Source organism: Mycobacterium sp. 852013-50091_SCH5140682 (assembly GCF_001665685.1).
GTDB lineage: Bacteria > Actinomycetota > Actinomycetes > Mycobacteriales > Mycobacteriaceae > Mycobacterium.
The window spans coordinates 58,527-70,307 of the sequence record NZ_LZTB01000119.1; the positions used below are offsets into that span (position 1 = coordinate 58,527).

Genomic DNA, 11,781 nt, shown 5'->3' on the forward strand with positions numbered 1-11,781 from the left:
GCTACGGTTCGGCAGTCCGTCGTGAGCGGGTCGCCCCGACGAGAACTGCCAGCGCGGCCAACACCAAGCTGATCGCCAGCATTCCGGCATTCAGCGTCAACGCGGTGGCGACGGCACCGACGAGCAGCGGTCCCCCGGCATCACCGAGCTCCCGGCCGATCTCAGCGGATCCCATTGTCTGGCCGAGTCGTTCGGGTGGGCTGCTCGCAGCCAGGTGTGCGAAGCCCAGCGGGGTGATCAGCCCGGTGCCTGCCCCGATGGTCACCGACGCCAGCAGGATGCCTGCCAGCCCCGGCACCACGGTGGCGAGCCCGATTCCGGCGGCGGCCAGCAGCAGGCCGACGGTCATGCCTGTTCGGTCCCGCAGCCGTCCACTGTCCCGCGCGCGACCCACCCTCGGCTGGACCAGCGCGGCAGCGGCCGCCAGCACCGACACGGCCGCACCGGTGGCCAAGGGTCCGAGGCCGTGGCGGGCACCGATCGCGGGCAGAAATCCGACGCCGACAGCCAGGGCTGCAGTGGCACCGGCCAACGCTGCGGTGGGACGCAAGAAACTGCCGCTGGCCAGGCGACGCGCCAGGTCCACGACGGTCTGACGCTTCTTCGGGAGCACCTGCACCGCAGGCACCACCACCAGCGCCCAACCCGCCACGAGGGCGGCGAGAACCGCCAATGTGCTGAACAGCAGCCGGTATCCGCCCACCGTGATCAGTACGCCACCCAGGACCGGGCCCAGGGTGTAGCCAAGGCCTTTCCACGCGCCATAGCTGCCGAAGGCCCGACCGTGCGCGGTGGCCGGGGTCAGCCGGGCAAGCATCGCCCCGGCCGCCGGGGAGAACGCGGCAGCCGCGGCGCCCTGGCCGAACCGGGCCAACCCGATCAGGCCGGGATTGCCCGCGAGCACGAATGCGGCGGATGCCAGTGCGAACGCCACCAGACCACCGAGCAATACGGGGCGCGCGCCGACCCGGTCTGCGAGCGTTCCGAACACCGGTTTGAGCAGGACTTCCGCGCCGTCGTACACCGCGAGCAGCAAGCCCAACGTGAGCAGGCTGGTGTGCTCTGCTTCGGTATAACCCGCGAGGCTGGCGGCAATGCTGTGCGCCCCGAATGCGGTGACGAAACCCGCGGCGTACAGCGGCAACAATCGGGCCCGGGAAATACGTGTCTGCGCGCGCGTGATCACGACGGCTTCTTTTGTCTCACATCAGCTTTCGGTCGCTGTGGCACGAACAGAATGCTCAGCGGGGTGCCGGCCAGCGTCGTCAGCATGCGACGCAGGACAGGCCGTAGCAGGAGGTAGCCGGCCACGCTGACCACGGCACCGAACACCAGTCCGGCCACGACGTCCTGCGGATAGTGTGCACCGCTGTACACCCGGGCGAAAGCCATCGCGGCTGCCGCGATCGCGGCGAGAACACCGAGTCGCCCACGCACCAGCCATAATCCGGCCGTGACGGCACCGGCCATGACCGCGTGGTCGCTGGGGAATCCGGGATCGGTGTTGCAGTGCAGCACCACGATGTCGTGAAGAGCCTGACATGGCCGGGTCTCGTTCACGGCCGCCGCAACCGGCTGGTTCACCGCCAGCGCCACAAGCATCCCCAACGGGGCCCACGCCGCCGCGACCATACGAGCGGGATCTGCGTCTCTACGGGCAGTCCACCATCCGGCCAACAGCAGCGCCGCGAACAACACGACTCCGTAGGCGGCATATCCGGACACGATCGGGTGCAGCCACGGTGTGTCCCGGGCAAAGTGGTTGATGACGTAGAAGATTCGGGTGTCGGCGGTCATGGTGCAGCTTTCGGTTTCACATCTGGTGCAGGGCCGCAAAGACCCGTTCTGTGTAGTCGGCCAAGCGGTCGGCGCAGTGCTTGAGTTGCTGGTCGGCCTCCGCGGCAGCCAAAGCGCCGAACACGTCACGGGCATTGATGTCGCGGTGCCAACGGCGCAACCGCTCCAGACTCTGTTCCTCTTCCTCAAGTTCGGCCATGGTGAACTTGCCCTTGGCGATCTCCTTGTCGATCTCGGCGTCGAAACCCGCACAGTCAGAGAGGAATTCCGCCCACTCCTCGGCACGCTCGGCGGTGAACATGGCCTCGAGCCGAGCCGCATCGGACTCCTGATGCCCTGCGGCGTCGAGCATCAGCACCTCGCCTTCGCCGCGTCGGGCGAGCTCGATCACGCGCTCGACCCCCTCGGCGAAGACGGGCACACTCGGCACCACCCACACACCCTGACCGATCTGCAGTGCGCCGACGCGGCGCAACTCGCGCCAGATCGCAACCCGATGACGGGAGGGCTCCGCCGGTACCCGCACCACCAGTACGAGCCAGCGCACCACCGCATCGCGTTGATCCGTCACGCCGCAAAATGTAACAGCCGTTACTCGGTGGCTGTCAATCTGGTGCCGATAGTTCATCTGTTTATGAATACATCCTGTGATGTATCGTTCGAGTGTGGAGACGCTGACGCACGGTGCGGTATTGGCCCGGTTCGGCCACGCCTTGTCTGATCAAACCCGATCCCGAATCCTGTTGGCGCTCAAAGACAGAGCGGCATATCCGACCGACCTGGCCGACACTGTGGGCGTTTCGCGCCAGAGCATGTCCAATCACCTTGCCTGCCTTCGCGGTTGCGGTTTGGTGGTGGCTGTGCCCGAAGGGCGACGCAGCCGCTACGAACTCGCGGACCCGAATCTGGCGCACGCTCTCGACAACCTGCTCCGGGTGGTCCTGACTGTCGAATCCCGACACTGCGCCAGCGCCGTGGACGGGTGCTGCTGATGTCGGCGCAGCCGCACGGTTCGCATGCGCCGACATCGGACCGACGCGCCGTCCTGCAACGACGGATCCGGTGGTTCGTCGCCGCCACCATCACCTACAACGTGGTCGAAGCCGTCGTGGCGATCGGTGAGGGTGCCCGGGTCTCCTCGACCGCATTGATCGGGTTCGGTCTGGATTCGGTCATCGAAGTCTCGTCGGCCGCCGCAGTAGCCTGGCAGTTCTCCGGAGCCGACCCGGAAGCACGCGAAAAGACAGCGCTGCGGGTGATCGCGCTGTCGTTCTTCGCCCTCGCGGGCTACATCGTCGTGGAATCGATCCGCTCGCTCACCGGTGCCACGGAGGCACGCCATTCCGTGATCGGCATCGCCCTGACCGCCACCAGCCTTGTCGTGATGCCGCTGCTCTCGTTCGCACAGCGGCTCGCCGGGCGCGAACTCCACTCCCGCTCCGCGGTCGCCGATTCCAAACAGACCCTCCTGTGCACCTACCTCTCTGCGGTGGTGCTTGTCGGCCTGGTTGTCAACAGCCTGTTCGGCTGGAGCTGGGCCGACCCAGTCGCCGCGTTGGTACTCGCCGTGGTCGCCGTCAACGAGGGCCGCGAGGCGTGGCGCGGCGAAACCTGCTGCAACTGAAGAACTCCCTCACGCGTCCGGTGCGACGACGAGGTCGCGGGCTCGCAGTGCCAGCCACAGTTCGGCGGTATGGGCGGTGGTGGCGAGGTTGCGGCCGGTGATCTGTTCGATGCGCCGCAGCCGATAAGCGACCGTCTGCCGATGCACCCCGACCTCGTTGGCGGTGAGCTGCCACGACTTGTCCAGCCGCAGAAACGTGTCGAGCGTCTCGACCAGCGTGGTGCCGTGTTCGGCGTCGTAGGCCAGCAAGTCGCCGAGGACGCGGTCAACGACCAGCTGTGCCTCGTCGGCGTCCCGTAGGACCGACAGCAGTGTCGCGTCGGCGTAATGGCACTGTCGTTCCGCCATGTTGGCGGCGTCGCGTACCGCCCAGTTGGCTTCCCGGACGGCCGCAGGCGCCCGCCCCGCAGCAGCGAGCGGATCGCTGATCCCGATCAACGCATCAGGTCCCAGCCGGCGACGCAGCACCGCCACCGCCTGGGGTCCCGCCGGGAGTAACGCATAGAGCAATCCGGCCCGACGCAGCAGCAGGTGGGAGATCCGGTGGCGATCAAGGCTCAGGTGCAGATCACGTTCCCCGGTGCTGCTGCCGCCCTGCACCGCCACGAGCACACAGCGTGCGACCGGCAACCCCGCGTCGTCGAGCTGACGCGACAGCTCGCGTTCGCCCATCCGCAGATCGATCAGATTGGCCAAGGTCTCCGCACCCAGTCGGCGCCGGTGCTCGCGGCGGATGCCCTGTTGAACCAGAAGTACCCCCGCAGCAGTGGCCACATGTTGCAGGACCACGAGGTCGGGCGGTGCGCCGCGGAAGTCGTAGGTCACCAGCACCGTCGGATCCGGATCGGGGACCTCCACGATCTGGCCGCGGAAGCCGTCGGCGTCCAAGTGCAGAACTCCAGGGAGCATCCCGCCGCGTTGCGCGATGAGATCGACCACCGCGCGTCGCAGCCTCTCGGGCGGCTCCACGCTGCCGTCGAGCACCGCCGTACCGGTCTCACCGTCGAGAAGGGCCAGGCGACAACGCAATTCCCGGGAGAACTGGTCGAGAATCCCGCCCTTGCCAGGATTGAGCACCGACCGCTGGATCAGCGTGTAGACACGTTCGGTCATGGCAAGCCGCCGACCCTCGTCGGACATGTTGGCCTCGGCCACGGCGCGCCCGATGGTGGTGAACCCCGCCGAGAACGGCGCAATGAGGATCGGCAGGCCCAACTGGTCGGCAACATCGACAGCGTCCTGCTGCAGTTCCGGGGTGTCGGGATCCATGCCGAGCACCAGGCCTGCGGTACCTGTGTCGGACAGCGCGCGCAGCAGCGCGATCTGGGACTCGACGTCAGCGGGCAGGGTGCGGCCGTTCTTCATCAACAGCTCGCCGCCGGTCATCCACTCCCACGGAGTGTTCAGATCAGACGCCTGGGCCCAGGTCACGTGCCGGTCGACGCCCTTGCCGCCCGCACGCAATTTGAGCCGCAGGTGCGGCATCTCGATGAGATCGAGCACCGTCGGCCCCATGGCCCCTCCCATACTCAGAGCTGAATGACATCTACAAATTCGTACTGGTTGAGTATTCACCCGGGTGCAGGACCGCTGCATAGTCAACCCTCAACACCTTCTGTGAGGAGCGCCCCATGCGTCCGGACACCCGAAGTCACAACACCCCGGCCGGCCCCGCAAACCACGAGGTCGAGAAACTCAATCGCGGGTTCACGCTCCGCTCAGCGTTCTCGCTCGCCTTCGCCGACGTGTCACCGATCGTGGCGCTCTACGCGATCTTCACGCTGGGCCTGTTCACCGCCGGACCCCGGTTCTTCTGGGCCTTCCCGATCGTGCTCGTCGGCCAGTTGGCGGTGGCGGCCGTGTTCGGCGAGCTGTCCTCCCGATGGCCCTACGCCGGCAGTGTGTATCAGTGGGCGCGCCACGTTCGCGGCACGACCGCGGGGTGGACCGCCGCATGGGCCTACATGTGGGGCTTGACCATCGCGCTCTCGACACTGGCGTACGCGGCCGCCGGATTCCTGCTCGAAGTGCTCGGCATCGCGGAACGCAGCCGGTGGACCACGACGCTGGTGGCGATCGCGATCATCGCGATCGGCACCGCGACCAACATGATCGGCCGGCGGGTGCTCAAGGTGATGGTGATCGCGAGCATCACGTGCGAAATCCTCGGATCGGTCGGGCTGGGCATCGTGCTGCTGATCTTCTATCGCGAGAACCCCTTCTCCGCACTGCTGCACGGGCTGCCCGGCTCAGGAGGCTGGATGTCGGGGCCGATGCTGCTGGCCATCGCCTATGCCGGCTGGGCATTCGTAGGGTTCGAATCGGCGGGTTCCATCGCCGAAGAGGTCGAAGACCCCGCGCGCAACGTGCCGAAGGCCATCGTCGGCAGCCTGTTCGGTGTCGGTCTGATCGTCATGTTCTCCAGTGCCGCATTGATTTTGGCCATTCCCGACCTCGACAAGGTGCTCACCGAGCAGACCGGGGACCCGGTCGCAGGGACCCTGACGGCACATCTGGGATCCGGGATCGCCAAACCGCTGCTCATCATGTTCGTCATCGGCTTCATCTCCAGCTTCCTGGCGGTGCAGGCGGCGGTATCCCGGTGCATCTGGGGAGCGGCGCGCGACCGCGGGCTGCCGGCGTCCAGGCTGTTCAGCAAGCTGGCCGGGCCGGAGCGCATGCCGATCAACGCCATCGGCCTCACCGCTGCCGTGGCCATCGCGCTCGTGCTGCTCGCCGGCTCCGACTTCTACAACATCCTGGTCAACTTCACGGTCATCGGCTTCTACATCGCCTTCGGTATTCCGGTGCTGGGTGCGGCATGGGCCCGGTTGACGGGCCGGTGGACGCCGGGGGTGTTCACCCTCGGCCGCTGGGGTGCGCCGATCACCTACTTCGCCGCGGTATGGATCGTGGTCCAGACGATCAACGTCGTGTGGCCCCGGGTGCAGCCGGGCCAGCCGTGGTACATCAACTGGAGCATGGTCATCACCACGGCGGTGCTCGGAGCGATCGGCGCGGTGATCTACGCGAGCCTGCGCGGCCGCATCGCCGAGCCGGTCGCCGACCGCTTGCGGCTCGAACAGCAGGGACAACTGTGAGCCCGCGCGTCGCGGTGGTGACGGGCGCAGCGTCGGGCATCGGCGCCGCCATCAGTGCCGAGTTGGCAGACAACGGATGGACGGTCGCGGGGCTGGACCTGCGGCCCGGCGACATCCCCGAATTGTCGGTGACCGCAGACATTTCCGATGCGGATCAAGTCCGCGAAGCCATCGGTGTCGTGCGCGCCGAGCTCGGCCCCATCGACGCGTTGGTAACCGCCGCCGGTTACTACGAGATGGTGCCGATCTCGGATATCTCGGCGCAGGCATGGACACGCATGCTGCGCGTACACCTCGGAGGTCTGCGCAACACCACCTGCGCGGTCCTGCCGGAGATGCGTGAGCGGCACCGCGGCGCCATCGTCGCGATCGCATCGGAACTGGCGATCGGCGGTGGCGACGGAGACGCTCATTACGCGGCCGCGAAAGGCGGCATCATCGGATTCGTCCGGAGCCTGGCAACCGAAGTGGCGGCCGACGGCATTCGGGTCAACGCGGTCGCACCCGGCCCGACGGACACCCCGCTGCTCGCGGCGGATTCCCCATGGCGGGCTCCCGAATACCTGGCGACGCTGCCGGCAGGCCGCTTGTGCAGGCCCGATGAAGTGGCCCAGGTGGTGCAGTTCCTGATCGACGAATCTTCCTTCTGCACCGGCGAAGTCGTGTCGCCCAACAGCGGAGCAGTGATCTGATGAGTTCACGTCGCATCCCGGTAGCGGTCGTCACCGGTGCCACGCAGGGCATCGGGCGCGCGATCGCCGAGCAACTGGCCGGTGACGGCTTCTACGTCGGCGTCAACGGCCGCAGCGAGACGCCTCAGATGAAGGAAGTCGTCGAAACCGTCCGCGGGTTCGCCGTGCCTGCCGACATCTATGACCGTGCGGCAGTCGAGGAAGCCATCGCCGAGATCGACCAGCGGCACGACGGCATCGATGTCCTGGTGTGCAATGCGGCCTACATGTCGATGGCACCGTTGACCGACCACGATGAAGACGACTGGTGGAAGGTTGTCGACACCAACCTCGGCGGCACATTCCACACCATTGCGGCCGTTCTGCCCGGCATGCGCCGAATTGGCCACGGCCGCATCGTGATCGTGACGTCCGAATGGGGCGTCACGGGCTGGCCCAACGCCACCGCGTACGCCGCGTCGAAGGCCGGGCTGATCGCGCTCACCAAGACCTTGGGTCGCGAACTGGCCCGCGAGAACATCGTCGTCAACGCCGTGGCACCCGGCGTGATCGACACCCCGCAACTCCAGGTCGACGCCGCGGATGCAGGTATCAGCCTGACCGAGATGCACCAGCGGTATGCCGAAGGCATACCGCTCGGCCGGATCGGCCACCCCGAGGAGATCGCATCCGCAGTCGCGCTGCTGGTGCGGCCGCAGCTGGGATCGCTCATCGGGCAGACATTCCAGATCAACGGAGGGACCACCCGATGCAGAGTTTGACCAACGGACAGCCCGCCCCCGCTGCAGGCCCGACCGGTCCGATCGACGGGCTGCAGGTGCCGCGCTACGCCGGGCACACCACCTTCGCCCGGCTCCCGCGCATCGAGGACGTGCAGCGGCACGACATCGCGGTCGTCGGCATCCCGTTCGACACCGGGGTCACCTACCGGCCCGGTGCCCGCTTCGGGCCTGCGCACATCCGTCAATCCTCGCGGCTGCTGCGCCCGTACAACCCGGCGCTGGACGTCGAGCCGTTCGCCCATCGACAGGTGGTCGACGCCGGTGATCTGACGTTCAATCCGTTCGACATCGAGACCGCGGTAGCGCAGATCGAGCAGGGTGCCGTCGAACTCATCCGCTCCGGGGAGACCCTCGTCTCGCTCGGCGGGGATCACACCATCGCCTACCCACTCCTCAAGGCCGTCAACAGGATTCACGGTCAGGTGGCACTTGTGCACTTCGACGCCCATCTCGACACGTGGGATACCTATTTCAACACCCCGCTGACGCACGGCACGCCGTTTCGGCGGGCGGCCGAAGAAGGGTTGTTCGTCTCGGGGCACAGCGCGCATGTCGGGATCCGCGGGTCGCTGTACTCACGGAACGATCTGACCGAAGATGCCGACATGGGTTTCCATGTGGTGCACTGTCGCGATCTTCACCGCCGGTCGATCGACGACATCATCGACGGGCTGCGCAGCAGCATCGGCGATCTGCCGTTGTACGTATCGGTCGACATCGACGTCCTCGATCCCGCGCACGCACCAGGCACCGGGACGCCTGAAGCCGGGGGTATGACGAGCCGCGAATTGCTGGAGATAGTCCGGGGATTCGACGGCCTCAATCTCGTGGCGGCCGACATCGTCGAAGTGTCACCCGCCTACGACCACGCGGAGATCACCGGTGTCGCGGCGGCCAACCTCGCGTACGAATTCGTCTCGCTGCTGGCCAGGAAGGCATGACCATGCAGCCCGCCGAGCCGGTGGCGTGGCCGCGCGGCCACCGCGCGGCCGCATGCTTCACCTTCGATGTGGACGCCGAATCGGCTCTGCTCGGGGTGGATACCGCGTTGGCCGGCCGCATGTCGGTGATGTCCCATCAGGCCTATGGACCGCTCGTCGGGGTCCCGCGCATCTTGGCCCTCCTCGCACGCCACGACGTGAGGTCGACGTTCTTCGTGCCTGGATACACGGCAGTGCGCTACCCCGACGTCGTGCGCGCGATCGCCGACGCAGGCCACGAGATCGCGCATCACGGTTACCTGCACGAGGTGCTGACAGGCATGACGCCCGAGCAGGAGAGCGTCGTGATCGACCGCGGCATCGAGGCTCTCGCCACGGTGACCGGCAGGGCGCCCGTCGGGTTCCGGGCACCCATGTGGGAACTCAACTGGCACACCCCGAAGCTGTTGGCCGAGCGTGGGTTTCTGTACGACACGAGTTTGATGGATGCCGACCACCCGTATGAGTTGGCCGTGGCCGGCGGCGGGCAGCTCGTCGAAATCCCGATCCAGTGGGCCCTCGACGACTGGGAGCAGTACTGCTACATCCCGGACTTCTCCGGGTCGGGATTGATCGAAAGCCCTCGCAAGGCGGCGGAGATCTGGCGCCTGGAGTTCGAAGGGCTGCGTTCGGCCGGTGGGTGCTTTGTGTTGACCAACCACCCGTTCCTGTCGGGGCGGCCATCGCGCGCGGCGGCGTTGGAAGAACTCGTCGAGTACGTGGCTTCGTGTTCCGATGTGTGGCTCGCGCCCCTGCACGAGATCGCGACGCACGTTCGGGGATTGGCGCTGGCGTCACGGTCGATCGTGCGGCCCGATCCAGCCCAATTCTGAACCGGTTGGCCGGTCTCCGACGAGACCGCATCATGCTGACTAAATCGTTGCCCGCGTTGATTATCGGCGCGACTTACCATATCGCGGCGCCGACCGGACATGACAGTTTTGCATCGGTGTGGTCACGCCCGTAGCGCGACCGCGTGTCGACCCCGCAACTAATTACACGGATGTATGGACGCCGTGCGCGGGCGGCTCTACATTTCAGCTGCACAAATTTTCGTGACAGTCATTTCGTAGCACCATCGAGGGAGTCGTCGGGGATGATCAGCTTTGCTCGAGTCGCAGTCAAAGTTGTTGCCAGCGCCGGAGTTTGCGTGGCCGCCGCGGCGGTGTGCCCGAATGCCGGGGCAGCTCCGCTGAAGGAGGGTGGATACAAGTGCCTTGACGCGGCCGCTGGAACGGCCGCACCTGGTGCCGCGCCCGCAGCCGCAGGCGCCCCGTGCGCCGCGCCGGCCGTGGAAGCGGCAGGAGCGGCTGTGCCGGTGGTTCCTGCAGCCATCGCACCGGTCCCGGTCGTACCCCCGGCGGGGATCCCGCCGGTGCCCGTGGTTCCCCCGCTGGGCGCACCGCCGGTACCCCTTGCGCCACCGGTCCCTGTCGTGCCCGCGGCCGCAGGCGCACCCATCGCCGCGGCGGCCGCACCCGCAGGTGCTCCGCTTGCGGACATGGTCGGCGTGGGGTCCGGGAAGGAAGCACCTACGAGCCGGCCGGCCGATGCCGGCGGACCGGCACCGGGCGTCCCGGTGCAGCCCGGTCCCCAGGGCTGATCCCAGCTCACGTCACGGGCGTACCCGACAACGGGCGGCGATCAGATGATCGCCGCCCGTTGTCGTATCTCGGGAAACCCGCTGTCGCAGAAGACTACTCCTGCACGATCACCGGGTCGCCGACGTTGACCGTGTTGAAGTACCACTCGGCGGCTGCCGGGGCCAGGCTGATGCAGCCGTGGCTGGTGTTCTCGAACCCCATAGACTCCACCGCCCACGGGGCCGAATGCACGAACAGGCCCCGGCGGGTGAACCGCACGGCGTACTCCACGTCGGTGAGGTATCCGTCAGGAGATTCCACGGGTATGCCGACGCTGCTGGAATCCATTGTCACAGAGCGCTCTTTCCCTAGCACCGTGTAGTTCCCGACGGGGGTGGCGTACTCCGGCCGGCCCATCGAGGCCAGCAGGACGCCCGGTTCGCCCAGGTGCGGCAGGTGGTGCGGAGACGGCATGTCAAGCGGCGTCTCCCCGTCAATGGTCACGGTGAACGTGTGATCCGAGATGCTGGCCACTCCAACGACTTTCGGCCCGGTCTTGAACTCCAGGGGCATACCGCCGACGGACAGGCTGATAGTGCTGTGCGCCGGCCAGTACTGGTCGGGCACCCACTGCACGACCTTGTCGTCCAGCCATTCGTACTTGCCCGTCATGGCCGGTGATGATGTGAGCCCGATGGCTCGCTCGGCCGCATCCCGGTTGGCGACGGGCCTCTTGAACGTCACCATCACCGGGTGCGCCACACCCACGGCGGCGGTCCCGGCCGGGAGAATCGACTCGATGTCAGAGCTGAGCGGCAGGCGAACCGCCGCGGTGTCGACGCGCGCGGATCCCCCGGAAACCATCAGGGCTATGACGACCGACGCGAGAACACAATGAAGTACCGCCCGCATCAGCCTGACCCCTTGATGATGACCGCCTGGTTGTGAACCCCGTCATGGTATGGGCCGTCCAGCGGCCGAACGCTGCGGCGCGCGTTGATGATTCGGTCAAGAGTTCATCACGGTTCGGCCACGCCGCGGCGTGCGGGTAGGAGGCTAACGGCGCTGACGTGCCCGGCGCTGTATCCGGTTCAACAGCACGATGCTCACCTGCAGTCCGGCCGCCGCGAGCGCGAGCAAGAGCACGACAAACACATCACGCACTTGCAGGCCTTCCGTCGTCCGAGAGCGTATGCACCCTTCGTGCTGTCGCTCAGCTCAT

The 11,781-nt window shown here is 66.9% G+C and carries 13 protein-coding genes; 8 read left to right on the top strand and 5 right to left on the bottom strand.

Annotation, left to right across the window (positions count from 1 at the left end; genetic code table 11):
* Window position 1: 1 nt before the first annotated feature.
* Genes A5784_RS30755 through A5784_RS30765 form a run of 3 tightly spaced genes read right to left on the bottom strand, consistent with a single transcriptional unit; the run spans window position 2 to window position 2,368 of the window.
* Complete coding sequence (locus A5784_RS30755; protein ID WP_064948645.1) at window positions 2-1,186, bottom strand: MFS transporter; 1,185 nt, start codon at window positions 1,184-1,186, stop codon at window positions 2-4.
* Window positions 1,183-1,797, bottom strand: a complete 615-nt coding sequence (locus tag A5784_RS30760) for a phosphatase PAP2 family protein (RefSeq protein WP_064948646.1) — start codon at window positions 1,795-1,797, stop codon at window positions 1,183-1,185. The genes A5784_RS30755 and A5784_RS30760 overlap by 4 nt, the downstream gene beginning before the upstream one ends.
* Window positions 1,798-1,813: 16 nt before the next feature.
* A complete protein-coding gene (locus A5784_RS30765; protein WP_064948647.1) occupies window positions 1,814-2,368 on the bottom strand; it encodes a Chromate resistance protein ChrB in 555 nt (184 codons plus the stop codon).
* Window positions 2,369-2,462: 94 nt separating this feature from the next.
* Between A5784_RS30765 and A5784_RS30770 the strand changes: the two genes are divergently transcribed.
* Complete coding sequence (locus A5784_RS30770) at window positions 2,463-2,789, top strand: ArsR/SmtB family transcription factor (protein WP_064948742.1); 327 nt, start codon at window positions 2,463-2,465, stop codon at window positions 2,787-2,789.
* Window positions 2,789-3,421 (top strand): cation efflux transmembrane domain-containing protein, encoded by a 633-nt coding sequence (locus tag A5784_RS30775; protein WP_064948743.1) that lies wholly within the window; start codon window positions 2,789-2,791, stop codon window positions 3,419-3,421. Before A5784_RS30770 ends, A5784_RS30775 begins: the two co-directional genes overlap by 1 nt.
* 9 nt (window positions 3,422-3,430) lie before the next feature.
* Here the strand turns inward: A5784_RS30775 and A5784_RS30780 are convergent, their stop codons facing one another.
* The gene (locus tag A5784_RS30780; protein ID WP_064948648.1) at window positions 3,431-4,936 is read right to left on the bottom strand and encodes a PucR family transcriptional regulator; all 1,506 of its coding nucleotides are present in this window, start codon (window positions 4,934-4,936) and stop codon (window positions 3,431-3,433) included.
* Between the two features lie 116 nt (window positions 4,937-5,052).
* Here A5784_RS30780 and A5784_RS30785 point away from each other — a divergent pair, with 116 nt between their 5' ends.
* From A5784_RS30785 to A5784_RS37935, 6 genes are all read left to right on the top strand, one after another.
* Window positions 5,053-6,522 carry an APC family permease gene (locus A5784_RS30785; RefSeq protein ID WP_064948649.1) on the top strand — a complete coding sequence of 490 codons (1,470 nt, stop codon included), beginning with the start codon at window positions 5,053-5,055 and terminating at the stop codon, window positions 6,520-6,522.
* Window positions 6,519-7,214, top strand: a complete 696-nt coding sequence (locus tag A5784_RS30790) for an SDR family NAD(P)-dependent oxidoreductase (RefSeq protein ID WP_064948650.1) — start codon at window positions 6,519-6,521, stop codon at window positions 7,212-7,214. The genes A5784_RS30785 and A5784_RS30790 overlap by 4 nt, the downstream gene beginning before the upstream one ends.
* Window positions 7,214-7,975, top strand: coding sequence for an SDR family NAD(P)-dependent oxidoreductase (locus tag A5784_RS30795; RefSeq protein WP_064948651.1), 762 nt, complete (start codon window positions 7,214-7,216; stop codon window positions 7,973-7,975). The genes A5784_RS30790 and A5784_RS30795 overlap by 1 nt, the downstream gene beginning before the upstream one ends.
* Entirely contained in the window at window positions 7,963-8,937 is a 975-nt protein-coding gene (speB, locus tag A5784_RS30800) for an agmatinase (RefSeq protein WP_064948652.1), read from the top strand. Before A5784_RS30795 ends, speB begins: the two co-directional genes overlap by 13 nt.
* Complete coding sequence (locus A5784_RS30805; protein ID WP_064948653.1) at window positions 8,934-9,809, top strand: polysaccharide deacetylase family protein; 876 nt, start codon at window positions 8,934-8,936, stop codon at window positions 9,807-9,809. Before speB ends, A5784_RS30805 begins: the two co-directional genes overlap by 4 nt.
* A gap of 317 nt (window positions 9,810-10,126) precedes the next feature.
* Entirely contained in the window at window positions 10,127-10,579 is a 453-nt protein-coding gene (locus tag A5784_RS37935; protein WP_502687552.1) for a hypothetical protein, read from the top strand.
* 94 nt (window positions 10,580-10,673) lie between these two features.
* Here the strand turns inward: A5784_RS37935 and A5784_RS30810 are convergent, their stop codons facing one another.
* Window positions 10,674-11,471 (bottom strand): L,D-transpeptidase, encoded by a 798-nt coding sequence (locus A5784_RS30810; RefSeq protein ID WP_064948654.1) that lies wholly within the window; start codon window positions 11,469-11,471, stop codon window positions 10,674-10,676.
* Window positions 11,472-11,781: the final 310 nt, after the last annotated feature.